Below are 25,125 nucleotides of genomic sequence, written 5' to 3'. Positions count from 1 at the left end.
ATCTTGAACCCTCTTTGGAGGCTGTCTGCAGTTGTGCAAATTCGTTCCAGACGAATTTGTCCCTGCGTAGTCGCCTTGTCGTAACTCGAAATCCAACGGGTATAGCGTTTGTGGTGTTAGGCACGGCATTGAATGACAGGTATGATAATGCAAATTATAGGCGATGTCCCACAATTGACCGCAGCCGTAAAACGGTAAAAGCACCTTATATTGTGGGACATAGCCTGGCCAAGAGCATAAAGATTTGGGGAATGTATGCAGTATTGGGGAAAGATTATTGGTGTGGCCGTGGCCTTAATGATGGGCGGCGGCTTCTGGGGTGTGGTGTTAGGCCTGTTAGTTGGCCATATGTTCGACAAAGCCCGCATGCGCAAAATGGCATGGTTCGCCAACCAACGAGAGCGTCAGGCGCTGTTTTTTGCCACCACTTTTGAGGTGATGGGGCATCTGACTAAATCCAAGGGACGTGTTACTGAGGCGGATATTCATATCGCCAGCCAGTTAATGGACCGCATGAATTTGCACGGTGATTCGCGTACTGCGGCGCAGCATGCTTTCCGCGTGGGAAAATCAGACAATTACCCATTACGTGAAAAGATGCGTCAGTTTCGTAGCGTCTGTTTTGGCCGCTTCGATCTGATCCGCATGTTTCTGGAAATTCAAATTCAGGCCGCGTTTGCCGATGGTTCTCTGCATCCTAACGAGCGTGAAGTGCTGTACGTCATCGCTGAAGAACTGGGGATTTCGCGTACCCAGTTTGATCAGTTCCTGCGTATGATGCAGGGTGGTGCGCAGTTTGGCAGCGGATATCAACAGCAATCTGCGGGCGGCGGCTGGCAGCAGGCGCAACGCGGACCCACGCTGGAAGATGCCTGTAACGTGTTGGGGGTAAAAGCAACAGATGATGCAACCACCATTAAGCGCGCCTATCGTAAACTGATGAGCGAGCACCATCCGGACAAGCTGGTCGCAAAAGGCCTGCCGCCAGAAATGATGGAAATGGCGAAGCAAAAAGCGCAGGAAATTCAAAAAGCTTACGAGCTAATTAAAGAACAGAAAGGCTTTAAATAATCGTTATGCCGCGCCTTATCCGGCCTACGTTAATAACTGTAGGCCGGGCAAGCGAAGCTCCCCCGGCATAAATGGGAACTGAATTTAAAAATCCGCCGGGACTTTAAACGTCATACTGTTGCCGTATTCGGGATGGGTGATGGTTAACATCTCTGCATGCAGCAGCAGTCTCGGTGCCATTGCCAGCGCCTCCGGTGGCGCATAGAAGCGGTCACCCAGAATCGGATGTCCTAACGCCAGCATATGCACGCGTAGCTGATGGGAACGTCCAGTAATGGGTTTGAGCACGACCCGGGCGGTATTATCCGCGGCAAACTCCACAACTTCGTATTCTGTTTGCGCGGATTTTCCGGTCTCATAACACACCTTTTGCTTTGGCCGGTTGGGCCAGTCACAAATCAGTGGTAAATCAACCAGGCCCTCGGCAGGTGCGGGATGTCCCCACACCCGCGCCACGTACTGCTTCTTCGGCTCACGCTCGCGAAACTGGCGTTTAAGTTCGCGCTCTGCTGCTTTGGTCAGCGCTACTACAATCACGCCGCTGGTGGCCATATCCAGACGATGTACGGATTCGGCTTGTGGATAATCGCGCTGAATACGTGTCATCACGCTGTCTTTGTGCTCATCCAGGCGACCCGGTACGGACAACAAGCCGCTTGGCTTGTTGACCACCATAATGTGCTCATCCTGGTACAGGATAACCAACCAGGGTTCCTGCGGCGGATTGTAGTTTTCCATCCCCATTTTCAGCTCCGTTACTGATGCGTCACGACGATCAGGCGTAGCGCATCCAGTCGCCAGCCAGCCTGATCGAGGCTTTCCATCACCTGCTGACGGTTGCTTTCTATGGCTGCAAGCTCGTCATCACGGATGTTCGGGTTCACGGCTCGTAGCGCTTCGAGGCGCGACAGTTCCGCAGTCAGTTTCTCATCTGCTTCTTTACGTGCAGCATCGATCAGCGCTCGGGCCGATTTTTCTACCTGCGCTTCACCGAGTTGCAGAATGGCATGAACATCCTGCTGCACGGCGTTGACCAGTTTGCTGCCGGTGTGGCGGTTAACGGCGCTGAGCTGACGGTTAAAGGTTTCGAATTCAACCTGGGCGGCAAGGTTATTGCCGTTTTTATCCAGCAGCATGCGTACCGGCGTTGGCGGCAGGAAGCGGTTTAACTGCAACTGTTTTGGCGCTTGCGCTTCAACAACGTAGACCAGTTCAACCAGCAGAGTGCCGACCGGTAATGCTTTGTTTTTCAGCAACGAAATGGTGCTGCTGCCGGTGTCGCCGGAGAGGATAAGATCCAGGCCGTTGCGGATCAGTGGATGTTCCCAGGTAATAAACTGCGCGTCTTCACGCGACAGAGCGACATCACGCTCAAACGTAATGGTGCAGCCATCTTCCGGCAGTCCTGGGAAATCAGGCACCAGCATGTGATCGGACGGCGTCAGCACGATCAAATTGTCGCCACGGTCATCCTGATTAATACCAACGATATCAAACAGGTTCATGGCGAAGGCGATCAGACTGGTATCGTCGTCCTGTTCTTCAATACTTTCAGTAAGCTGCTGAGCTTTTTCACCACCGTTAGAGTGGATCTCCAGCAGACGGTCACGCCCTTGCTCCAGCTGTGCTTTCAGTGCGTCGTGTTGTTCGCGACAGGTTTTGATCAGATCGTCAAATCCATCGGTATTTTCAGGCTCAGCCAGGTAGCCGATCAGATGGTTATAAACCGTATCATAGATGGTACGACCGGTCGGGCAGGTGTGTTCGAACGCATCCAGACCTTCGTGGTACCAACGCACCAGCACGGACTGCGCGGTTTTTTCCAGATAAGGGACGTGGATTTGAATATCATGCGCCTGGCCAATACGATCCAGACGGCCGATACGTTGTTCCAGCAGATCCGGGTTAAACGGCAGGTCAAACATCACCAGATTGCTGGCGAACTGGAAGTTACGGCCTTCTGAGCCGATTTCAGAACACAGCATCACCTGGGCACCGCTATCTTCTTCGCTAAACCAGGCCGCAGCACGGTCGCGCTCAATGATCGACATCCCTTCATGGAACACGGCGGCGCGGATACCTTCGCGCTCGCGCAGCACTTGCTCAAGTTGCAACGCGGTGGTGGCCTTCGCGCAGATCACCAGTACTTTCTGTGAACGGTGGCTGGTCAGGTAACCCATCAGCCATTCAACGCGCGGATCAAAGTTCCACCAGGTACCGGTATCACCTTCAAATTCCTGATAAATCTGTTCCGGGTAGAGCATGTCGCGAGCGCGATCTTCCGCGCTCTTACGTGCGCCCATAATGCCCGATACTTTGATGGCTGTCTGGTATTGGGTTGGCAGCGGCAGCTTGATGGTATGCAGTTCGCGTTTCGGGAAGCCTTTCACACCATTACGGGTGTTACGGAACAGCACGCGGCTGGTGCCGTGTCTGTCCATCAGCATCGAAACCAGTTCCTGACGCGCGCTTTGGGCGTCATCACTGTCACTGTTCGCAGCCTGTAATAGCGGCTCAATATCCTGTTCGCCAATCATGTCGCCGAGCATGTTTAGCTCATCGTTACTCAGCTTGTTGCCAGCCAGCAGCATGGCAACCGCATCGGCAACCGGGCGATAATTTTTTTGTTCTTCAACGAACTGGGCAAAATCGTGGAAGCGGCTTGGGTCCAGCAGGCGCAAACGCGCAAAGTGACTTTCCATGCCGAGTTGTTCCGGCGTTGCGGTCAGCAGCAGGATACCCGGCACGCGCTCTGCCAGCTGTTCAATGGCCATATACTCGCGGCTGGGCGCATCTTCGCTCCATACCAGGTGATGGGCTTCATCGACAATCAACAGGTCCCATTCCGCATCACACAGATGCTCCAGACGTTGTTTACTACGACGGGCAAAGTCCAGAGAGCAGATAACCAGTTGCTCAGTTTCAAACGGGTTGTAGGCGTCGTGCTGCGCTTCTGCATAGCGTTCGTCATCGAACAGCGCGAAACGCAGGTTGAAACGGCGCAGCATTTCGACCAGCCACTGGTGCTGTAAAGTTTCAGGAACGATGATCAGTACGCGCTCGGCAGCACCAGACAGCAGTTGCTGATGCAGGATCATCCCGGCTTCAATGGTTTTGCCTAGGCCAACTTCGTCTGCCAGTAACACGCGAGGCGCATGGCGGCGGCCGACATCGTGGGCGATGTTAAGCTGGTGTGGGATCAGGCTGGTGCGCTGACCGCGCAGGCCACTCCACGGCATGCGGTACTGCTCGCTTTGAAATTTACGCGCACGATAGCGCAGTGCGAAGCGGTCCATACGGTCAATCTGGCCAGCAAACAGGCGATCCTGCGGTTTACTGAACACCAGCTTGCTGTCGAGCAGCACTTCACGCAGCATGACGCCAGTTTCTTCGGTATCGAGGCGAGTTCCGATATAAGCAAGCAGGCCGTTTTCTTCTTTTACTTCATCGACATGCAGTTGCCAGCCTTCATGGCTTGTTATCGTATCGCCAGGATTGAACATCACGCGGGTCACGGGGGAATCACTGCGCGCATACAGACGGTTTTCGCCCGTCGATGAGAAAAGTAAAGTGACGGTTCGCGCATCCATGGCGACAACGGTACCAAGTCCCAATTCGCTTTCTGTATCGCTGATCCAGCGTTGACCAAGTGTAAAAGGCATATGTGTTCGGCTCTATATCTTTAATTGCAGGCAATGCTCGTCATTTTTCGGGCTAGCCCGAGGTTTTGAGAGCATACGACCCCGCTACCAGGCTAATAAATCAGTGGTAGTGGTGTTAAATGGGTCCAGGAATGGAAAGGGCGCTATGGTACTGGATGGCGGCGGTTTCGTCACGCGTCAAAATAACCCCAGTTGTCCTGTGAGTAGTGTAGCAAAATTATCATCAATAAAGGGAAGAATTCCCTCGGCAACCGGCTGGATTTGGCGAGTCAGATAGTGCTCGTAATCGAGTGCAGATTGCTGATAATCAACAGGTTCTGGGCCATTTGTCGTCCAGACATATTTAATCGTTCCACGATTCTGATACTGCGGCGGACGCCCCAGTTTGACATTCTGCTCATCGGCGAGACGTGCGGCGCGAACGTGCGGCGGAACATTCCGCTGATATTCGCTCAACGGGCGGCGCAGACGCTTACGGTACACCAGTTGTTCATCCAGTTCACCCGCCATCAGACGGCTGATAGTCTCGCGAACGAACTCCTGATAGGGCTCGTTACGAAAAATTCGCAGGTACAACTCCTGCTGAAACTGCTGGGCCAGCGGTGTCCAGTCGGTTCGTACCGTTTCCAGTCCCTTAAACACCATTCGTTGCTCAGCACCATCCTGAATCATCCCGGCGTAGCGTTTTTTGCTGCCGGTATCGGCACCGCGAATGGTCGGCATTAGGAAGCGACAAAAATGGGTTTCAAACTCCAATTCCAGCGCGCTGGTCAGATTTTGCTGCTTCAGCGATTGCGCCCACCAGTTATTGACATAGCTCACCAACTCACGACCAATTCTGGCGGCATTCTCTTCCGTGTGCGCACCTTTGAGCCAGACAAAGGTCGAGTCAGTATCGCCATAGATGACATCGTAACCCTGTGCTTCTATCAGCGCTTTAGTCTGGCGCATGATCGCATGGCCGCGCATGGTGATCGACGAGGCCAGCCGCGGATCAAAGAAGCGACAAGCTGTGGTGCCAAGTACGCCATAAAACGCATTCATGATGATTTTTAGCGCCTGCGAGAGCGGTTTATTGCCGTGGCGTTTCGCTTCGTCGCGCCCGTGCCAGATTTGGGTAACAATCTCCGGCAGGCAGTGCTTTTCGCGGGAGAACCACGCGTCGAGGAACCCTTCGGTGCTGTACAACGGGTCCGGATGTGCCATCCCTTCAATAAGTCCCACGGGGTCGATCAAGAAAGTACGGATAATTGAGGGATACAGGCTTTTGTAATCCAGCACTAATACAGAGTCGTACAAACCCGGGCGCGAGTCCATCACGTAGCCGCCGGGGCTGGCATGAGGGGGAACTTCCCCCAGATTGGGCGCAACGTAACCGGCGCGGTGCATCCGCGGCAAGTAGAGGTGTCCGAAAGCGGCAACCGAACCGCCGTGCCGGTCGGCAGGCAGACCGTTTACCGTCGAACGTTCCAGCAGAAACGGCATGATCTCGGTTTTATGAAAAATACGCGTGACCAGCTCACAGTCTTTGAGGTTGTAAGTGGCAAGAGCGGGCTTATCCTGAGCAAAACGGCGGTCAATTTCGTCCATTCTGTCCCAGGGATTATCGATCGACTTCCCTTCGCCAAGGAGTTCCTGCGATACCGTTTCCAGCGAGAATGACGAGAAATTCCAGAATGCGGATTTGAGTGCCTCAATGCCGTCAATAATCAGACGCCCTTTGGCCTGCGCGAAAAAAACACCGTTTTTAAAACCGTGTTCACGCCACTCCAGTTCGCTGTTGTCGCGACCAAAACGCAGTGGGATACGATAACGTTCAGCATGATTTTGCAGGACGCGTAAATCGAACTGCACCACGTTCCAACCGATTATCACATCGGGATCGTGACAGGCAATCCAGTCGTTAAGTTTTTCCAGCAACAGCGGGCGGCTGGCGACGTACTCAAGTTCAAAATCTAGCCGGGAGGCATCGCCATTCGGCGGGCCGAGCATATAGACATTACGCTGCCCGCAACCTTCAAGGCCAATGCAGTACAGCTCGCCGTGACGCGTTGTTTCGATATCCAGCGATACCCATTTTAACGGTGGTCGGTAGTCCGGGTTCGGCTTCAGCCGCGCATTAATCAGCGTTCCGTCATGCTTGTCGCCTTCGACCCAAACCGGGGAGGTAATAAAGCGTTCCATCAGATAACGTTCTGGTGGACGCACATCGGCCTCGTAAACCGTCACACCATTTTCACGCAGCAGTTTTTCCAGCCGCATAAGCTGGCGGTGCGAACGGCAATACAGGCCCGAAACGGGCTGGCGGTGGAAATCTTGTAACTGAAGTGGCGTCAGACGATAGCCGTTCTCTGTACGTAATAATGACGTTATGCGAGGCGTCTGGTGTGTGGGGACAAACGCGACGGATTCCTGTGGCGCAAGCGTAACCCGCAGTGGCCCATTGTCTGTTGCCAGCCAGAATGAAACCTCTGTCCCCTGCGGGGTATCCCGCCAGTGTCGGGTTAAAATAAAACCAGCCTGCGCCACGCTGCGTATCCGTCAAAAAACCAGGCATTATTATAGCCTGGTTCTGATAGATTGGCTGTGATTTTATACAGTTGTCATGTTCGACAGTGGTTACTGTCCGTAATACGCTTTAGCGCCATGTTTACGCAAGTAATGTTTATCCAGCAACGTTTGTTGCATATCCGGTAACTGCGGTGCGAGTTGGCGACAGAAGATGCCCATATAGGCGACTTCTTCCAGCACAATCGCGTTATGTACTGCATCCTCGGCATTTTTTCCCCACGCAAACGGACCGTGAGAATGCACCAATACGCCAGGCATCTGTGCTGCGTCAATCCCTTGTTTCTCAAAGGTTTCGACAATCACATTCCCGGTTTCCCACTCGTATTCACCGTTAATTTCTGCATCGGTCATTTTTCGCGTGCAGGGGATGGCGCCATAGAAATAGTCCGCATGCGTTGTACCCGTGGCCGGGATTGACTGGCCCGCCTGCGCCCAGATGGTTGCGTGACGAGAATGGGTGTGAACAATGCCGCCAATCGTCGGGAATGCCTGGTATAGCAGACGGTGCGTTGGTGTATCAGAAGAGGGTTTTTTCTGGCCTTCCACCACTTCGCCTGTTGCGATACTGACAACGACCATATCGTCGGCAGTCATGACGCTGTAATCGACACCGGATGGTTTAATCACAAATACGCCGCGTTTGCGATCGACGGCGCTAACGTTGCCCCAGGTCAGGGTGACCAGATTGTGCTTAGGCAGCGCCAGATTGGCTTCCAGTACCTGACGTTTAAGATCTTCTAACATGTTAACTCCTGAATGCCGGATAGTGTTCGCTTATCCGGCCTACAGCGGTTTGCAGGCCCGGTAAACGAAGTGCCACCGGGCAATCCGTTTCGACAATTAACGTTTGAACCCGTAATACACTTCGTTCCAGCGCAGCGCGTCCTTAAAGGCCGGCAGGCGGGTGTCGTTATCGATCACTGCGATCTCGATATCGTGCATTTCAGCAAACTGACGCATATCGTTCAGATCCAACGCGTGGCTAAAGACGGTGTGATGTGCGCCGCCGGCGAGGATCCAGGCTTCAGATGCGGTTGGTAGATCCGGCTGGGCTTTCCACAGTGCGTTTGCCACCGGCAGTTTCGGCAGGTCGTGCGGCGTTTGCACCGTGTCGATGCAGTTAACCAGCAGACGATAGCGATCGCCGAGATCGATCAGGCTGGCAACAACAGCAGGGCCGGTTTTAGTATTGAAGATCAGGCGGGCTGGATCGTCTTTACCACCAATGCCGAGGTGTTGTACGTCGAGGATCGGTTTCTCTTCCACCGCGATAGACGGGCACACTTCCAGCATGTGCGAGCCGAGCACCAGATCGTTGCCCTTCTCGAAGTGGTAGGTGTAATCCTCCATAAATGAGGTGCCGCCCTGCAGACCGGTTGACATCACCTTCATGATGCGAAGCAGAGCGGCAGTTTTCCAGTCGCCTTCGCCCGCAAAGCCGTAGCCCTGCTGCATCAGACGCTGTACGGCCAGACCCGGAAGTTGTTTCAGGCCGTGCAAATCTTCGAATGTTGTCGTAAAGGCGTGGAATCCGCCCTGTTCCAGGAAACGCTTCATGCCGAGTTCAATACGCGCCGCTTCCAGCACGTTTTGACGTTTGTCACCGTGGATCTGAGTGGCCGCTGTCATGGTGTAGGTGCTTTCGTACTCGTCGATCAGCGCGTTGATTTCGCCGTCGCTGATTGCGTTCACCACCTGTACCAGATCGCCCACGGCCCAGGTATTTACTGAAAAGCCGAATTTAATTTGCGCCGCCACTTTATCGCCGTCAGTGACCGCAACCTCACGCATATTGTCGCCAAAGCGGCACACTTTCAGGTGACGGGTGTCCTGTTTGGAGACGGCCTGGCGCATCCAGGAACCGATACGTTCGTGTGCCTGTTTATCCTGCCAGTGACCGGTGACCACGGCATGCTGCTGACGCATACGCGCGCCGATGAAACCGAACTCACGGCCGCCGTGCGCGGTCTGGTTCAGGTTCATAAAGTCCATATCAATGCTGTCCCATGGCAGAGCAGCGTTAAACTGGGTGTGGAACTGCATCAGCGGTTTATTGAGGATCGCCAGGCCGTTGATCCACATTTTGGCCGGGGAGAAGGTATGCAGCCAGACCACCATCCCTGCGCAGCGATCGTCATAGTTGGCGTCACGACAAATAGCGGTGATTTCGTCAGGCGAGGTACCCAGCGGTTTTAAGACCAGTTTGCAGGGCAGTTTAGCTTCAGTATTCAGTGCGTTAACGACGTGCTCGGCATGTTGGGTTACCTGACGCAGTGTTTCAGGGCCATACAGATGCTGGCTACCAATCACAAACCACACTTCATAGTTATCAAAAATCGTCATTGTCGTGTCCTTAATGTGTCAGGGTTGCCTGGTTTACCGGTGTTTTTTGCGCCGGCATGGCAGTCGGAAGGTATTGTTGTTCAGCGCTTACTGCCCATTGCTGGTAGCGGCGGTAAAGCTGTTCAAAACGTTGAGCCTGTTCTGGGCGAGGTTGCATCGTCTTTTCTACGGCGCTCGCCATTTTTTGTTGGGCGGCGGGAATATCTGCGTGGACCTTAGCGGCAACGGCGGCGAAGATTGCGGCACCGAGTGCGCAGCACTGGTCGGAAGCAACGATTTGTAGCGGACGGTTCAGCACGTCGCAGCAGGTCTGCATGATGACCGGGTTTTTACGCGCGATACCGCCCAATGCCATGACGTTGTTGACCGCAATGCCTTGTTCGGTAAAGCATTCCATGATGGCGCGTGCGCCAAACGCCGTGGCGGCAATCAGACCACCAAACAGGGCCGGAGCATCGGTCGCAAGGTTCAGGTCGGTGATAACCCCTTTCAGACGCTGGTTCGCGTTTGGCGTACGGCGGCCATTGAACCAGTCAAGCACCACCGGCAAATGATCCAGCGATGGGTTTTTTGCCCACGCTTCGGTCAGTGCAGGCAGCAGCTGTTTTTGGCTGGCTTTAATCTGGGTTTTCAGTTCCGGATGTTGTGCCGCAAGCTGATCCAGCGGCCAGCTCAAGACACGGCTAAACCAGGCATAGATATCGCCGAAAGCAGACTGACCCGCTTCCAGGCCGATAAAGTGTGGGACGACGCTGCCATCAACCTGGCCGCAAATCCCTTTCACCGCGCGTTCACCCACGCTTTGCTTGTCGGCAATCAGAATGTCGCAGGTCGAGGTGCCGATGACTTTTACCAGCGTATTGGGTTGTGCACCGGCGCCTACGGCGCCCATATGGCAGTCAAATGCACCGCCTGAAATGACGACACTTTCCGGTAGTCCCAGACGCTGTGCCCACTCGGCGCACAGGGTGCCAACCGGCAGGTCAGCGGTGACGGTGTCGGTAAACATCGGGTATTGCAGATGGCGGTTGATGACGGGATCGAGTTCATCAAAGAAACTGGCTGGTGGCAGTCCGCCCCAGCTTTCATGCCACAGTGATTTGTGTCCGGCGCTGCAGCGTCCGCGGCGAATATCCTGCGGGCGTACGGTATTCGAGAGCAGGGCTGGAACCCAGTCGCACAGCTCAATCCACGAGACCGCTTCCTGTGCGACAGCGCTGTCCTGACGGGTAACGTGCAGGATTTTTGCCCAAAACCATTCGCTGGAATAAATGCCACCGATATAACGGGAGTAATCGACTTTGCCCGGTGTGTGGCACAGGCGGGTAATTTCTTCAGCTTCTTCGACTGCGGTGTGATCTTTCCACAGCACAAACATGGCGTTCGGGTTGTCAGCGAATTCAGGACGCAGCGCCAGCACGTTGCCGTCGGCATCAATGGGTGCCGGAGTCGAACCGGTGCTGTCAACGCCAATCCCGACCACTTCCGCACGTTGCTCAGCGCTCAGTTCGGCCAGCACGGTTTTCAGTGCCGCTTCCATGGATTCGATGTAGTCGCGCGGGTGATGGCGAAACTGATTGTTTGGGCCGTCGCAATATTGCCCTTCCTGCCAACGCGGGTACCACTCTACGCTGGTGGCGATTTCTGCGCCGGTGGCACATTCCACCGCTAAAGCACGTACTGAATCACTACCAAAATCGAGGCCAATTGCAATCGCCATCGTCTTACTCCATCCAAAAATACGGGTATGGATAAACAGTAGATAGTGGGGATAAAAACCGTCAGGCAGGATCCGCTAATCTTATGGACTAAAATGCTGTGACATTAGAAAGTGTGACGCCGTGCAAATATTCAATGTGGACATTTCTGCCGTACTTATAGACACTTTTGTTAGCTGTTTTTGTCGTTGGCATCGTACAGGTTTTTAACAAAGTGCTTTTCACAAGCGGGGTTGATGGTCCATTGCTGATGTCATAGCGGCGTGCAGGGACGGCGGTGATGAAGTCTCACACAATATGGACAAATTGTTTCTTATCAGAACAGAGGGAGTATTGAAATTATGGCTGAACCGCAAAACGATCCCCTGCTGCCTGGGTATTCGTTTAATGCGCATTTGGTGGCGGGTTTAACCCCCATTGAGGCGAACGGGTATCTGGATTTTTTTATCGACAGGCCGTTGGGTATGAAAGGTTATATCCTGAACCTCACCATCCGAGGTGAAGGGGTCATCAATAATCAGGGGAAGCAGTTTGTCTGTCGACCTGGCGATATTTTGCTGTTCCCACCCGGCGAGATTCACCACTACGGACGCCATCCCGATGCCAGTGAATGGTACCACCAGTGGGTCTACTTCCGACCACGTGCCTACTGGCAGGAGTGGCTGGCCTGGCCGGCAATCTTTGCCCAGACCGGTTTTTTCCGCCCGGACGAGGCGCACCAGCCGCATTTTAACGAACTGTTTGGACAAATCATTCATGCCGGACAGGGGGAAGGACGCTATTCCGAACTGCTGGCGATAAACCTGCTGGAGCAATTATTGCTCAGACGTATGGACGCGATTAACGAATCACTGCATCCGCCGATGGATAACCGCGTGCGCGATGCCTGCCAGTACATCAGCGATCATCTGGCGGACAGTAATTTTGATATTGCCAGCGTTGCGCAGCACGTCTGCCTGTCGCCGTCCCGGCTGTCGCATCTCTTCCGCCAACAGCTTGGAATTAGTGTACTAAGCTGGCGCGAGGATCAGCGTATCAGCCAGGCCAAGTTATTGCTGAGCACCACACGTATGCCTATTGCCACGGTGGGTCGCAATGTTGGCTTTGACGACCAACTCTATTTCTCCCGCGTTTTCAAAAAATGTACCGGTGCCAGTCCGAGTGAGTTTCGCGCTGGATGTGAATAAAAAGTGAATGATGTGTCCTGAAAGTTGTCATAACTCGCAATCTATTCAGACAATTGATGGCTTGACGAAGTTGAGAAGGGTTTGCAGAATCCCTGCTTCGTAAATCTGACGGACACATTATGCAAGCATTGCTGGAACACTTTATTCTCCAGTCCGCCATGTACTCTTTGATAGCTGTGCTTCTGGTGGCTTTTCTAGAGTCTCTGGCGCTGGTTGGCCTGATTCTACCTGGCACCGTGATGATGGCGGGGTTGGGCGCCTTAATTGGCAGTGGTGAACTGAATTTCTGGCATGCCTGGCTTGCGGGCATCGTTGGCTGCTTGTTGGGAGACTGGATCTCCTTCTGGCTGGGCTGGCGCTTTAAAAAGCCGTTGCACCGTTGGTCCTTCATGAAAAAGAACAAGGCGTTGCTGGACAAGACCGAACACGCGCTACACCAGCACAGCATGTTTACTATTTTGGTGGGGCGTTTTGTGGGCCCGACGCGTCCACTGGTACCGATGGTGGCAGGCATGCTGGATCTGCCCGTCGCCAAATTCATCGTCCCCAATATCATCGGCTGTGTGCTGTGGCCTCCGTTCTATTTCCTGCCGGGGATTCTGGCGGGCGCGGCAATCGATATTCCTTCTGATATGCAGAGCGGAGATTTCAAATGGCTGCTGCTGGCGACTGCACTGCTGCTGTGGGTGGGTGGCTGGCTGTGTTGGCGACTGTGGCGCAGTGGCAAAGCGGCTGTCGATCGCTTAACCGCATATTTACCGCGTGGCCGCCTGCTGTATCTGGCGCCGCTGACGCTGGGGATTGGCGTAGTCGCGCTGGTGGCGTTATTGCGTCACCCACTGATGCCGGTGTATCTCGATATTTTGCGCAAAGTGGTGGGTTACTGACGATTCCTTTGCCGGATGGCGGCTTCGCCTTATCCGGCAACGCATTATGCTTTAATGCCCAATAGCGCCGAGGCGCTGGCGTTGCCGCTTAACAGATCGTCCGTTTTGCCCTGCCATGCAATGCGCCCATCGGCGACCACAATTGAACGTGGTGCAATGCGTGCCGCATCTTCAACGCTATGGGAGACCATCAGCATCGTCAGTTGTTTGTCACGACAAACCTCGGCAACCAGCGATAGCATCTCCTGGCGCAACGCCGGGTCGAGTGCAGAGAACGGTTCATCAAGCAGTAAAACAGGTTGCTCGCGAACCAGACAACGCGCCAGCGCCACACGTTGCCGTTGACCGCCGGAAAGCTCGCCGGGAAGCCTGTCCAGCAGGTTATCAAGACCCATTTGTTGGGCGATGTGCTGTAGTTTCTCATGCTGAGACGCGTTCAGTTTTAATCCCGGATTCAGACCCAGGCCGATGTTTTGCTGCACGTTCAGATGGCTGAACAGGTTGTTTTCCTGAAACAGCATGGAAACAGGACGACGAGAGGGCGGTGTGGCGGTGTGATCTTCGCCTTCAATCATCATTGTGCCGCTGGCAGGCGTCAGAAAGCCGGCAATCAGATTCAATAGCGTGCTTTTCCCGGCGCCGCTTGGCCCGAGCACCGCGATCTGCTCACCGCGCGCTACCGATAATGTGAAACGCATGGGTAAGTGGTGATAAAGCCATGTAATATCAATCAGTTTTAACATTTCGTCCCGGCAATTTCTCAATAACGGTAAACAGCGTGAAGCATAGGATCAGCAGCAATAACGCCGTAACCGCGCCATCCTGACTGCGGTAAGATCCAATCTGCTGATACAAATAAAACGGCAGGGTGCGGAAATCTTCATTACCGAACAGGGCGACTACGCCAAAATCACCAATCGACAGGACACAGGCAAAGGCCATCGCCTGCGCCAGCGGGCGCTTCAGGGCGCGTAGTTCAACCACTTTCAGCCGTGACCATCCTTCAATACCCAAAGACTGACACAACATACTGTAGCGTGCGGTCACATCGCGCATCGGGTTTTCCAGCACCTTCAGCGCGTAAGGGATCGCCATCAGCGCATTGGTGAAAATCACGATGGCGTCAGCCGATTCCGGTAACCCAATGCTGTTATTGAGCAGCAAAAAGAACCCGGTAGCCAGCACGATACCCGGCATGGCGAGTATCATCATACCGCTCAGTTCCAGCGCCTGACCTGCCAATACCTGCTGCCGGGCGCGCAGTTCGCGGCTACTCCACAGCAGCATCATCGTCAGAATGACGCACAATATGCCTGCCGCCAGCGCGATGCGCAGTGACGTCCCCAGTGCTTGCCACAGCACTGGCTGCGTAAGCACATCCAGTACATTGCGGTTTAAACCATCGACAATCACCGCCAGCAACGGCGGTAGCAACAGCAACAGCGCGAGAACAATCAGAATTAAGTCAGCCAGTCGGCTGTGTAGGCGATCGTCAGGATCGCGCCAGCCTTGTACCAGCGTCGTGCCGGGCGCAATGGCGCGACTCAACCGTTGGCTGAGCAGTACCAGCGCTAAACAGCAAACCATTTGGATCAGGGCCAGCATAGCCGCCCGCGCGGGATCGTAATCAAAGCTTAGTGCCTGATAGATAGCCAGCTCGATAGTGGTTGCCTGCGGTCCGCCGCCGAGCGACAGCACGGTGGCGAAGCTGGCGAAGCACAGCATAAAGATAAGTGCTGCTACGGGAAGGATCTGACGACGCAGCCACGGCCATTCAACAAAACGGAAGAAATGCCAGCCGCGCATCCCTAACTGCGCCGCGAGCTGGCGTTGCTCGCCGGGGATGTTTTCCAGCGATTGCAGCAGTAAGCGACTGGCCATCGGCAGGTTGAAAAAGACATGCGCCAGCAGAATACCCTGTAAGCCGTAGGGCGAAAACGTCCACTCCAGCCCGAATGTGTGCCAGAGCGAGGCCAGCCAGCCCTGACGACCATATACGCTAAGGATGCCGAATACAGCGACCAGCACTGGTAAGATCAGCGTCATCGCGCACAGGCGCAACAGGGCCAGACGTCCGGGAAAGCGCCGGCGATAGAGCGCTCTGGCGAGGAAAATCGCCGGGATAACGGATAACGCTGCGGATAAAAATGCCTGCCAGAAAGAAAAGCGCACCACATGCCACAGGTAGCTATCCTGCCAGAGCGATACCCATTCTCCCTGCGGTGCGTTAAACCACAGCGCCAGAAATGCGGCCAGCGCGACAGCCACCATCAATGTGGCAGCTGAAAGCCCTGGGATTAGCCAGCCGGGAATTAACGGCTGACGGCGCGTTGCCATTCGCTAATCCATGCCTGACGTTGGGCCGCAACTTGCTGCGGGGTAAATTCCAGTGCGTTACCCGGTTTTTCCAGTTGCTCAAATCCTGGCGGCAAGGTGACCTGCGTCACCGGATACATCCAGTTGCCCGTTGGGATCGCACTCTGGAATGCCGGAGATACCATAAATTTCAGGAATTTTTCCGCCAACTCCGGTTGCTTGCTGGCTGCGGTACGTGCGGCAACTTCCACCTGCAGATAGTGACCTTCGCTAAAGTTAGCGGCGGCGTAGTTACCCTTTTTCTCTTCGATGATGTGATAGGCCGGCGAGGTGGTGTAGCTCAACACCAGGTCGCTTTCACCCTTCAGGAACAGGCCGTAGGCCTCACTCCAGCCTTTGGTGACGGTGACGGTTTTGGCTGCCAGTTTCTGCCACGCCTCCGGCGCTTTATCGCCATAGACTTTTTGCATCCACAGCAGCAGCCCCAGACCCGGCGTGCTGGTGCGCGGATCCTGGTAGATTACGCGCCATTTCTGGTCGCTTTCTACCAGTTCCTTCAGGCTCTTCGGCGGGTTTTTCAGCTTGTTTTTATCATAAACGAAGGCGAAATAACCGTAATCAAATGGGACAAAGGTGTCGTTTTTCCAGCCGCCAGGCACACTGACTGCATTCTCCGGCACGTTGCTTTTAGCGAACAGCCCGGTTTGCGTCGCGGCTGCCAGAAGGTTGTTGTCCAGCCCCAGTACGACGTCAGCTTTGCTGTTTTTTCCTTCCATACGCAGGCGGTTCAGCAACGATACGCCATCCTCTAACGCGACCAGTTTCAGCTCGCAGTTGCAGTCAGCTTCAAAGGCTTTTTTGATTGTCGGGCCCGGGCCCCAGTCAGCAGCGAACGAGTCGTAGGTATAGACGGTCAGTACAGGTTTAGCGAAGGCAGGCGCTGCGCACAGCAGTACAAGCGGAAGACATTTTTTAAACACTTTGCACCTCATAAAGTAAAACTCTAAATAATTCGAGTTGCAGGAAGGCGGCGACGCAGCACATCCCCAGGAGCGTACAGGTAGTACGTGACAGGGGTGAGCGAAGAAAGCCAACGCGTCTGCAGCTTGAAGTATGACGAGTTAGGTGGCAAAGGACTTGAGCTACAGCCTCAAATCCCTTCGCCGGCATTATCCGGATCAGGTTCGACGGGTATCTCTCAGCCCATACACTTCATCATTCACGCTGCCTCTGTGTTGGCTGCGCTCGCTCACCCCAGTCACATAGTTATCTATGCTCCTGGGGACTCACTTGCTTGCCGCCTTGATGCATCATGAATGATCTTGTGTATGTTTTTTATTTAGCACCCCGTTGAGAACGGCGTTAGTGTAATGATTTTGTTGCTATGCGGCAATCAAGTGCCGGATCTAAGGATCCGGCGGCGCAAACCACGCCGATTTAAAATCAAACCAGCCGAGGGTATTCATGCGCAGCCCGCGCATACTGCGCTGTCCCTGAATGATCAACCAGTGGTGGATCAATGGCACAATGGCCTTTGTGGCGAGCAGCTGTTGGCACCATGCCGCCAGGCTCATTTCACCGGTTCGCCAGCGGGCGGCATCGTTTTCCCAGTCCCGCGAGATACAGTTTTGCAGCAACGGGACTTCGCACAAATGGGCGAACAGCGAGAAGTCCAGCGGTAGAGTAAAGTTGGCGCTGTTTAGCCAGATATCGCTGACTATTTCACCCGCATGCCATTGATCGTAGTCGATCTCCTGAATATTCAGTTGCACCTGATGCTGCGCCAGCAACGTCTTCATGATCTGCGCGATAATCCGGTGTTCGATATGATCGCGATAGTAAGTGAGCGTCAGCGTTTCCAGTCCGGCTGGTTTTTCACCATGGCCGGGTTTGGCGTGGTGCCAGCGGGGGAGTAAACCATAGGCGGGGAACCACAGTCGCTGGTACTGTTCGTCGGCGTGGCAGATTAAATGGGTTGGCGAGAGTACGCGACTAGCCCACTCGCGGACCTCCTGATTAGCGCCGCGGTGGGTACGCGTATCAAACAGCAGGTAGTAGCAGCCTTCTTCGAGGCGGCTCTCGATCGCCTTTTCATCCTCCGTGGGACCTTTTAGCGTCAACCCGCCGCCTGGTTCTTCGCCGATGTCGGGTAACACCCAAACGTTAACTTCGTCGATCAGCGCCCGGTAGCCAAAGTAATCATCAAATGCGTGAATCTTCAGTTGGTTATTGGTATTACGTATCACCGCATACGGGCCAGTCCCAATCGGGTGGCTGGAGAAGTTATTCAGCGTTTCCCATTCTCGCGGCAGGATCATGGCGGGGACTTGCCCCAATAACCAGGGAAGCCAGCGGTCGGGCTGGGACAGATGGATATCCAGCGTCCAGGCCGTGGGAGAGACGATCTGGGTAATATGTGAGTACAGCGGCAACGTATTAATGCGGGTCAGTGAGGCGATCACATCGTCCATTTCCAGCTCACGACCGTGGTGAAAATGGATCCCCGGGCGTAGAAAGAATCGCCAGTGTAAAGGTGATATCTGCTGCCAGTGATGGGCAATATCCGCTTCCAGTTCCCCATTTTCCTCATTTACCCGAATTAAGGCGCTGAAGATTTGCCGGGCGATATGGGTTTCGGAACGACGTAATGCCGTACCGGGCAGCAGGTTGCGCATCGGTCGATAATACAGGACGCGCATGATGTGCCGCCCCTGGCGAAAGCTACGGCCGAGGTGGGAAACCAGCATCTGCCGTACGGCGGTTTTGTCGCCGACCAGCTGTACCAGTTGATCGATGCGATCCTGTTCCAGCAGGTCTTCTGCCCGCTGCTGCTGGAGCGCCAGCCCGGTATAGAGGAATGTCAGGCGTGAGCGTTTACCCCGACCGACCTCCGCTTCCCACGTTAACCAGCCGCGTTCCTGCATGGTGTTGAGCAGGGTTCGCATATGGCGGCGCGAGCAGCTAAGCAGCTCCGCCAGCTCGTTCAGCGTCGTGTCTTGCGTTTTGCCGTCACAGCATTGCCACAGACGGATGAACTGTTGTTGCAAACGACCAGAAGACATAAAAGGGGAACTCCTGCAAAAAACTCAGCAATTTTATTATCCCTATATTAAGCCAATAATAGATTCCGATGAAGCGATGAGACAACGAAGGGGTCATCTATGCGTCAGTTCTATATGAAGTACTTTACCGCGACAGAGAAATCGTCCTGGTTGGCTTGCCTGAGCGCACCGCAGCGCTTAAAGATGCTCGAAGATCTGATGCAGTGGGAGGTGACAGCCTGACTCCTTAATTGGGAATTGCAGACATCATGTGTGACTGAGTATTGGTGTTAATCGCCGCGCCAGCAGGTATTATCTGCTGGCTTTTTTCGTATCAGCCCAGCCAATAGGGATAACAATGCTCTGGATTATGACCATGGGACGGCGCCTCAACGGCGTTTACGCGGCATTTATGCTGGTCGCTTTTATGATGGGCGTGGCGGGGGCATTGCAGGCACCCACGCTGAGCCTGTTCCTGAGCCGTGAAGTCGGGGCGCAACCATTCTGGGTCGGGTTGTTTTATACCGTCAATGCGATTGCCGGGATCGTGGTTAGCCTCGGGCTTGCAAAACGTTCCGACAGCCAGGGCGATCGGCGCAAGCTGATCATGTTTTGCTGCTTGATGGCAATTGGCAACGCGCTGCTGTTTACCTTTAATCGTCACTATCTCACGTTGATCACCTGCGGTGTGTTGCTGGCCTCGCTGGCGAATACCGCGATGCCGCAGTTGTTTGCGCTGGCGCGGGAGTATGCGGATAACTCAGCGCGTGAAGTGGTGATGTTTAGCTCAGTGATGCGCGCACAGCTTTCGTTGGCGTGGGTTATTGGGCCACCGCTGGCCTTCATGCTGGCACTGAATTACGGTTTCACGGTGATGTTCTCTATTGCGGCTGGCATTTTTGCGATAAGCCTGCTGCTGATTGCGCTGATCCTGCCCTCTGTTGCCCGGGTGGAGCAACCTGTCGATGTGCCGCTGGAACAGGCTGGCGGTTGGCAGGACAAAAATGTACGCATGCTGTTTATTGCCTCCACGTTGATGTGGACCTGCAACACGATGTACATCATCGATATGCCGCTGTGGATAAGCCTTGAACTGGGCTTACCCGACAAGCTTGCTGGGATCCTGATGGGGACGGCTGCCGGGCTGGAAATTCCGGCGATGATTCTGGCGGGCTATTACGTGAAGCGCTTTGGTAAACGACGAATGATGATTACCGCCGTGGCGGCCGGTGTGCTGTTTTACCTTGGTCTTATTTTCTTTCACAGCCATACTGCGCTGCTGGTGCTGCAACTGTTTAACGCCGTATTCATTGGTATTGTCGCTGGGATAGGGATGCTGTGGTTTCAGGATCTGATGCCGGGACGGGCAGGTTCAGCCACCACATTATTCACCAACAGTATTTCCACGGGTGTCATTTTGGCAGGGGTGATTCAGGGGGCTGTCGCGCAAAGCTACGGACATTTTGCCGTTTACTGGGTAATCGCGGTGATTTCTGTGGTTACGCTGGTGATGACCGGACGGGTGAAAGACGTTTAATCATGTTGCCGGATGCGCTGCGCTTATCCGGCCTACAGTTGGAATGCGTTTGTAGCCCGGATAAGCGCAGCGCATCCGGCGTCACAATGACTAGCGCATAAATGCGGGTTGCTTGTGTTCGTATTCGGTAATCGCCGCTTCGTGCTGCAGCGTCAGTCCGATGCTGTCCAGACCGTTCAGCATGCAGTGACGGCGGAAGTCATCGATTTTAAAGCTGTAGGACTTATCGCCTGCTTTCACCACCTGCGCTTCCAGGTCCACTTCAAATTTAATGCCCGGATTGGCTTTCACCAGGGCAAACATTTCATCGACCTGTGCGTCACTCAGGGTCACCGGCAGCAGCTGGTTGTTGAAGCTGTTGCCGTAGAAGATGTCGGCGAAGCTTGGCGCGATCACCACTTTAAAGCCGTAATCAGTCAGCGCCCACGGCGCATGCTCACGTGAAGAGCCGCAGCCAAAGTTTTCCCGCGCCAGCAGAATTGATGCACCTTTATATTCCGGGAAGTTCAGCACGAACTCTGGATTAGGCTGTTGCCCCTTTTCGTCGAGGAAACGCCAGTCGTTAAACAGATGAGCGCCAAACCCGGTGCGTGTTACTTTCTGCAAAAACTGTTTGGGAATAATGGCATCGGTATCGACGTTGGCGGCATCCAGTGGGACAACCAGGCCGGTATGCTGGGTAAATTTTTCTGCCATGGTAGTTTCCTTATTTGATGCTGCGAATGTCGGCAAAATGACCGGTGACGGCGGCAGCGGCGGCCATGGCCGGGCTGACTAAATGCGTGCGACCACCGCGGCCCTGACGACCTTCAAAGTTACGGTTGCTGGTGGATGCGCAACGCTCGCCAGGGTTCAGGCGGTCATTGTTCATGGCCAGGCACATGGAGCAGCCTGGTAAACGCCATTCAAAACCGGCTTCAATGAAAATCTTATCCAGACCTTCCGCTTCCGCTTGCGCTTTTACCGGACCAGAACCTGGAACCACCAACGCCTGAACGCCCGGGGCGACTTTACGGCCTTTGGCGATTTCCGCCGCGGCGCGTAAATCTTCAATACGCGAGTTGGTGCAGGAACCGATGAACACTTTATCGATAGCCACTTCTGTTAACGGAATACCCGGTTTCAGCCCCATATATGCCAGCGCTTTTTCAGCCGATGCGCGCTCAACGGGATCGGCAAATGAAACCGGGTCGGGGATATTATCGGTCACAGAGATGACCTGACCCGGGTTCGTTCCCCATGTCACCTGCGGCGCAATCTCTTCTGCCTGCAAGGTGACGATGGTATCAAACGTTGCGCCATCGTCGGTTTTCAGCGTTTTCCAGTACGCAACCGCATTGGCAAAGTCGTCACCTTTCGGGGCGTGCAAACGGCCCTGCACATAGTTGAACGTGGTTTCATCCGGTGCGACCAGGCCCGCTTTAGCACCCATTTCAATGGCCATGTTGCACAGCGTCATACGGCCTTCCATGCTCAGTGCGCGAATGGCTTCGCCACAAAATTCAACGACATGTCCGGTACCGCCTGCGCTACCGGTTTTCCCGATAATCGCCAGTACGATATCTTTAGCGGTAATGCCAGGCGCTGCTTGACCGTTGACTTCAATCTTCATGGTTTTGGCGCGCCCCTGTTTCAGGGTCTGCGTCGCCAGAACGTGTTCAACTTCAGAGGTGCCAATACCAAACGCCAGCGCGCCGAACGCACCGTGGGTGGCGGTATGCGAGTCACCACAAACGATGGTCATGCCCGGTAAGGTTACGCCTTGTTCTGGCCCCATCACGTGGACGATACCCTGATACGGGTGGTTCAGATCGTACAGTTCCACGCCAAATTCATTGCAGTTTTTGATCAGCTCCTGCATCTGAATACGCGCCATTTCGCCCGAGGCGTTAATGTCTTTCGTTTGCGTCGAAACGTTGTGGTCCATCGTGGCAAAGGTTTTACCCGGCTGGCGAACCTGGCGACCATGCGCACGCAAACCATCAAACGCCTGCGGAGAGGTCACTTCATGCACCAGATGTCTGTCGATATATAACAGTGGGGTTTCGTTTTGCGCCTCAAAGACAACGTGCGCATCAAACAATTTTTCGTATAACGTCTTGGCCATGATTACACCCCTTCAGCGACGTAGCGAGCGATGATGTCGCCCATCTCATCGGTACTAACTGCGGCAGCGCCACGGGCTAAGTCACCGGTGCGAATACCTTCTTCTAATGCGCGGTTGATAGCGCTCTCAATTGCGGTTGCCGCATCATTGGCATCCAGGCTGTAACGCAACAGCAGGGCCAGTGACAAAATTTGGGCGATAGGGTTTGCAATATTCTTCCCTGCGATATCGGGTGCAGAACCGCCAGCCGGCTCGTACAGGCCAAAGCCCTGCTCATTCAGGCTGGCAGATGGCAACATGCCCATTGAGCCCGTGATCATGGCGCACTCATCAGACAGAATGTCACCAAACAGGTTTGAGCACAGCAGTACGTCGAACTGGGACGGGTCTTTGATTAATTGCATTGTCGCGTTGTCGATATACATATACGCCAGTTCAACATCCGGGTATTCGTTGGCGATTTCATTGACGATTTCACGCCACAAGATGGATGTTTGCAGCACGTTGGCTTTATCAATCGACGTGACTTTACGGCGACGCTGGCGCGCAGACTCAAACGCGATACGGGCAATACGCTCGATCTCGAAACGGTGATAAACCTCAGTATCAAAGGCTTTTTCATGCTGCCCGCTGCCTTCGCGGCCTTTGGGTTGACCGAAATAGATCCCACCCGTCAGTTCACGTACGCACAGGATGTCGAAACCGTTCGCGGCGATATCGGCGCGCAGAGGACAAAAGGCTTCCAGCCCCTGGTACAGCTTAGCCGGGCGCAGGTTGCTGAATAATTTGAAGTGCTTACGCAACGGCAGCAGCGCACCGCGCTCAGGCTGCTGGTTGGGCGGCAGATGTTCCCATTTCGGGCCGCCAACGGAGCCAAACAGAATGGCGTCGGCTTGCTCACAGCCTTCAACCGTCGCCGGTGGCAGCGGCTGACCGTGGTTATCGATAGCGGCACCGCCCACGTCATAGTGGCTGGTGGTAATGCGCATGCCAAAACGGTTGCGAATTGCGTCCAGTACTTTCAATGCTTGCGCCATCACTTCCGGGCCAATACCGTCACCCGGCAAAACAGCAATATGATAATTCTTCGACATCACACGGTTTCCTTGTTGTTCTCGTTGTTCTGAGCTTTGCGTTGCAATTCTTTTTCGACTTCTTCAGCGCGCCAGATATTGTTCAGCACATGCACCATCGCTTTGGCGGAAGACTCGACGATATCTGTTGCCAGCCCGACGCCGTGGAAGCGGCGACCGTTATAGTTGGCGACGATATCCACCTGACCCAGCGCATCTTTACCGTGGCCTTTAGCGGTCAGGCTATATTTGACCAGTTCGACGTTGTATTCCGTCACGCGATTAATGGCCTGATAAATGGCATCGACCGGGCCGTTACCGTTAGCCGCTTCGGCTTTGACGTCTTCGCCACAGGCCAGCTTGACGGAGGCGGTGGCAATATCATTAGAGCCAGACTGCACGCTGAAATAGTCCAGACGGAAGTGTTCTGGCTCTTCCTGCTGTTTGTTAATAAAGGCCAGTGCTTCCAGGTCGTAATCGAATACCTGACCTTTTTTATCTGCCAGCTTCAGGAACGCGTCATACAGATTGTCCAGGCTGTATTCGCTTTCTTTATAGCCCATCTCGTCCATACGGTGTTTCACCGCGGCGCGTCCGGAACGGGAGGTCAGGTTCAACTGTACCTGGTTCAAACCGATGGATTCAGGCGTCATGATTTCGTAGTTTTCACGGTTTTTCAGTACGCCGTCCTGATGGATACCGGAGGAGTGAGCAAAGGCACCACTACCGACAATCGCTTTGTTGGCAGGAATCGGCATATTACAGATTTGGCTGACTAACTGGCTGGTACGCCAGATTTCCTGGTGATTAATGCGAGTCTGTACGTTCAGGATATCTTTGCGCACTTTGATCGCCATGATCACTTCTTCCAGCGAGCAGTTACCCGCTCGTTCGCCGATACCGTTCATCGCGCCTTCCACCTGGCGAGCACCGGCGTGAACGGCCGCCAGTGCGTTACCGACGCCCAGGCCTAAGTCATCATGGGTGTGTACGGAGATGATGGCTTTATCGATATTCGGTACGCGTTCATACAGACCAGAAATGATTGCGCCAAATTCGAAAGGCATGGTGTAGCCAACGGTATCGGGGATATTGATGGTTTTGGCACCCGCATTAATCGCCGCTTCAACCACGCGGGCCAGGTCGGCGATAGGGGTTCGACCTGCGTCTTCGCATGAGAACTCCACGTCATCGGTGTAATTACGCGCTCGCTTAACCATGTAGACCGCACGTTCAATCACCTCATCCAACGTACTGCGTAATTTCGTCGCGATGTGCATCGGTGACGTGGCAATGAATGTGTGAATGCGGAAAGCTTCAGCCACTTTCAGCGATTCAGCAGCCACATCGATATCTTTTTCCACACAGCGAGCTAACGCGCAAACACGGCTGTTTTTAACCTGACGGGCAATGGTCTGTACTGATTCAAAGTCACCCGGTGAAGAAACAGGAAAACCCACTTCCATCACGTCAACGCCCATACGCTCGAGGGCCAGAGCTATCTGCAGTTTTTCTTTCACACTCAGGCTTGCCTGTAACGCCTGTTCACCATCGCGTAAGGTGGTATCGAAAATAATGACTTGCTGGCTCATGGTTTAGGTCCTTGGTGTTT

At 54.2% G+C, this 25,125-nt stretch carries 19 protein-coding genes and 1 riboswitch; of the genes, 5 read left to right on the top strand and 14 right to left on the bottom strand.

Going from position 1 to position 25,125, the window contains the following annotated elements; all coding sequences use genetic code 11:
- The first annotated feature begins 255 nt into the window (after nt 1–255).
- A complete protein-coding gene (djlA, locus tag FDX19_RS17860; protein ID WP_137383749.1) occupies nt 256–1,071 on the top strand; it encodes a co-chaperone DjlA in 816 nt (271 codons plus the stop codon).
- Nucleotides 1,072–1,155: 84 nt separating this feature from the next.
- Here djlA and rluA read toward each other — a convergent pair whose 3' ends face one another.
- The 6 genes from rluA to araB form a co-directional block, all read right to left on the bottom strand.
- The gene (gene rluA / locus FDX19_RS17855) at nt 1,156–1,815 is read right to left on the bottom strand and encodes a bifunctional tRNA pseudouridine(32) synthase/23S rRNA pseudouridine(746) synthase RluA (RefSeq protein WP_137383748.1); all 660 of its coding nucleotides are present in this window, start codon (nt 1,813–1,815) and stop codon (nt 1,156–1,158) included.
- Nucleotides 1,816–1,826: 11 nt separating this feature from the next.
- Nucleotides 1,827–4,733: an RNA polymerase-associated protein RapA gene (gene rapA, locus FDX19_RS17850; RefSeq protein ID WP_137383747.1), complete on the bottom strand. Its 2,907-nt coding sequence runs from the start codon at nt 4,731–4,733 to the stop codon at nt 1,827–1,829.
- Between the two features lie 177 nt (nt 4,734–4,910).
- Nucleotides 4,911–7,262, bottom strand: coding sequence for a DNA polymerase II (polB, locus tag FDX19_RS17845; RefSeq protein WP_137383746.1), 2,352 nt, complete (start codon nt 7,260–7,262; stop codon nt 4,911–4,913).
- A 90-nt stretch (nt 7,263–7,352) separates the two neighbouring features.
- Nucleotides 7,353–8,048 carry an L-ribulose-5-phosphate 4-epimerase gene (gene araD, locus FDX19_RS17840; RefSeq protein WP_137383745.1) on the bottom strand — a complete coding sequence of 232 codons (696 nt, stop codon included), beginning with the start codon at nt 8,046–8,048 and terminating at the stop codon, nt 7,353–7,355.
- 96 nt (nt 8,049–8,144) lie between these two features.
- The gene (gene araA, locus FDX19_RS17835; protein ID WP_137383744.1) at nt 8,145–9,647 is read right to left on the bottom strand and encodes an L-arabinose isomerase; all 1,503 of its coding nucleotides are present in this window, start codon (nt 9,645–9,647) and stop codon (nt 8,145–8,147) included.
- A 10-nt stretch (nt 9,648–9,657) separates the two neighbouring features.
- A complete protein-coding gene (gene araB / locus FDX19_RS17830) occupies nt 9,658–11,367 on the bottom strand; it encodes a ribulokinase (RefSeq protein WP_137383743.1) in 1,710 nt (569 codons plus the stop codon).
- Between the two features lie 339 nt (nt 11,368–11,706).
- Between araB and araC the strand changes: the two genes are divergently transcribed.
- Both araC and FDX19_RS17820 read left to right on the top strand, forming a co-directional pair.
- Nucleotides 11,707–12,552: an arabinose operon transcriptional regulator AraC gene (gene araC, locus FDX19_RS17825; RefSeq protein ID WP_137383742.1), complete on the top strand. Its 846-nt coding sequence runs from the start codon at nt 11,707–11,709 to the stop codon at nt 12,550–12,552.
- 119 nt (nt 12,553–12,671) lie between these two features.
- Nucleotides 12,672–13,439 carry a DedA family protein gene (locus FDX19_RS17820; RefSeq protein WP_137383741.1) on the top strand — a complete coding sequence of 256 codons (768 nt, stop codon included), beginning with the start codon at nt 12,672–12,674 and terminating at the stop codon, nt 13,437–13,439.
- Nucleotides 13,440–13,483: 44 nt separating this feature from the next.
- Here the strand turns inward: FDX19_RS17820 and thiQ are convergent, their stop codons facing one another.
- From thiQ to sgrR, 4 genes are all read right to left on the bottom strand, one after another.
- Nucleotides 13,484–14,182, bottom strand: coding sequence for a thiamine ABC transporter ATP-binding protein ThiQ (gene thiQ / locus FDX19_RS17815; protein ID WP_137383740.1), 699 nt, complete (start codon nt 14,180–14,182; stop codon nt 13,484–13,486).
- Entirely contained in the window at nt 14,166–15,776 is a 1,611-nt protein-coding gene (gene thiP / locus FDX19_RS17810; RefSeq protein ID WP_137383739.1) for a thiamine/thiamine pyrophosphate ABC transporter permease ThiP, read from the bottom strand. Before thiP ends, thiQ begins: the two co-directional genes overlap by 17 nt.
- A complete protein-coding gene (thiB, locus tag FDX19_RS17805) occupies nt 15,752–16,735 on the bottom strand; it encodes a thiamine ABC transporter substrate binding subunit (RefSeq protein ID WP_137383738.1) in 984 nt (327 codons plus the stop codon). Before thiB ends, thiP begins: the two co-directional genes overlap by 25 nt.
- 157 nt (nt 16,736–16,892) lie before the next feature.
- A riboswitch (TPP riboswitch) is annotated at nt 16,893–17,115 on the bottom strand.
- A gap of 46 nt (nt 17,116–17,161) precedes the next feature.
- On the bottom strand, nt 17,162–18,817 hold the full coding sequence (gene sgrR / locus FDX19_RS17800) for an HTH-type transcriptional regulator SgrR (protein WP_137383737.1): 1,656 nt from the start codon (nt 18,815–18,817) through the stop codon (nt 17,162–17,164).
- 99 nt (nt 18,818–18,916) lie between these two features.
- Between sgrR and sgrT the strand changes: the two genes are divergently transcribed.
- Together sgrT and FDX19_RS17790 are read left to right on the top strand one after the other, a co-directional pair.
- Nucleotides 18,917–19,039, top strand: a complete 123-nt coding sequence (sgrT, locus tag FDX19_RS17795; RefSeq protein ID WP_137383736.1) for a glucose uptake inhibitor SgrT — start codon at nt 18,917–18,919, stop codon at nt 19,037–19,039.
- Between the two features lie 115 nt (nt 19,040–19,154).
- Nucleotides 19,155–20,333: a sugar efflux transporter gene (locus FDX19_RS17790; protein ID WP_137383735.1), complete on the top strand. Its 1,179-nt coding sequence runs from the start codon at nt 19,155–19,157 to the stop codon at nt 20,331–20,333.
- A 90-nt stretch (nt 20,334–20,423) separates the two neighbouring features.
- On the opposite strand, the gene leuD is transcribed toward FDX19_RS17790, so the two are convergent.
- From leuD to leuA, 4 genes are read right to left on the bottom strand one after another with little or no spacing between them, the layout of a single operon-like run.
- Nucleotides 20,424–21,029, bottom strand: coding sequence for a 3-isopropylmalate dehydratase small subunit (gene leuD / locus FDX19_RS17785; protein WP_137383734.1), 606 nt, complete (start codon nt 21,027–21,029; stop codon nt 20,424–20,426).
- Nucleotides 21,030–21,039: 10 nt separating this feature from the next.
- Nucleotides 21,040–22,440, bottom strand: a complete 1,401-nt coding sequence (gene leuC, locus FDX19_RS17780; RefSeq protein WP_137383733.1) for a 3-isopropylmalate dehydratase large subunit — start codon at nt 22,438–22,440, stop codon at nt 21,040–21,042.
- 2 nt (nt 22,441–22,442) lie between these two features.
- A complete protein-coding gene (gene leuB / locus FDX19_RS17775; protein WP_137383732.1) occupies nt 22,443–23,534 on the bottom strand; it encodes a 3-isopropylmalate dehydrogenase in 1,092 nt (363 codons plus the stop codon).
- Entirely contained in the window at nt 23,534–25,105 is a 1,572-nt protein-coding gene (gene leuA / locus FDX19_RS17770) for a 2-isopropylmalate synthase (RefSeq protein ID WP_137383731.1), read from the bottom strand. Before leuA ends, leuB begins: the two co-directional genes overlap by 1 nt.
- Between the last annotated feature and the right edge of the window lie 20 nt (nt 25,106–25,125).

The sequence above is a fragment of the Citrobacter sp. wls619 genome, from assembly GCF_005281345.1.
Lineage (GTDB): Bacteria > Pseudomonadota > Gammaproteobacteria > Enterobacterales > Enterobacteriaceae > Citrobacter.
The sequence above is the reverse complement of the archived record's forward strand: the minus strand, read 5'-3'. Positions and strand labels throughout refer to the sequence as shown.

Coding starts and splice junctions, on each gene's coding strand:
- djlA (WP_137383749.1), top strand. CDS start 256: ATGCAGTATTGGGGAAAGATTATTGGTGTGGCCGTGGCCTTAATGATG.
- rluA (WP_137383748.1), bottom strand. CDS start 1,815: ATGGGGATGGAAAACTACAATCCGCCGCAGGAACCCTGGTTGGTTATC.
- rapA (WP_137383747.1), bottom strand. CDS start 4,733: ATGCCTTTTACACTTGGTCAACGCTGGATCAGCGATACAGAAAGCGAA.
- araD (WP_137383745.1), bottom strand. CDS start 8,048: ATGTTAGAAGATCTTAAACGTCAGGTACTGGAAGCCAATCTGGCGCTG.
- araA (WP_137383744.1), bottom strand. CDS start 9,647: ATGACGATTTTTGATAACTATGAAGTGTGGTTTGTGATTGGTAGCCAG.
- araB (WP_137383743.1), bottom strand. CDS start 11,367: ATGGCGATTGCAATTGGCCTCGATTTTGGTAGTGATTCAGTACGTGCT.
- araC (WP_137383742.1), top strand. CDS start 11,707: ATGGCTGAACCGCAAAACGATCCCCTGCTGCCTGGGTATTCGTTTAAT.
- FDX19_RS17820 (WP_137383741.1), top strand. CDS start 12,672: ATGCAAGCATTGCTGGAACACTTTATTCTCCAGTCCGCCATGTACTCT.
- thiQ (WP_137383740.1), bottom strand. CDS start 14,182: ATGTTAAAACTGATTGATATTACATGGCTTTATCACCACTTACCCATG.
- thiP (WP_137383739.1), bottom strand. CDS start 15,776: ATGGCAACGCGCCGTCAGCCGTTAATTCCCGGCTGGCTAATCCCAGGG.
- sgrR (WP_137383737.1), bottom strand. CDS start 18,817: ATGTCTTCTGGTCGTTTGCAACAACAGTTCATCCGTCTGTGGCAATGC.
- sgrT (WP_137383736.1), top strand. CDS start 18,917: ATGCGTCAGTTCTATATGAAGTACTTTACCGCGACAGAGAAATCGTCC.
- FDX19_RS17790 (WP_137383735.1), top strand. CDS start 19,155: ATGCTCTGGATTATGACCATGGGACGGCGCCTCAACGGCGTTTACGCG.
- leuD (WP_137383734.1), bottom strand. CDS start 21,029: ATGGCAGAAAAATTTACCCAGCATACCGGCCTGGTTGTCCCACTGGAT.
- leuC (WP_137383733.1), bottom strand. CDS start 22,440: ATGGCCAAGACGTTATACGAAAAATTGTTTGATGCGCACGTTGTCTTT.
- leuB (WP_137383732.1), bottom strand. CDS start 23,534: ATGTCGAAGAATTATCATATTGCTGTTTTGCCGGGTGACGGTATTGGC.
- leuA (WP_137383731.1), bottom strand. CDS start 25,105: ATGAGCCAGCAAGTCATTATTTTCGATACCACCTTACGCGATGGTGAA.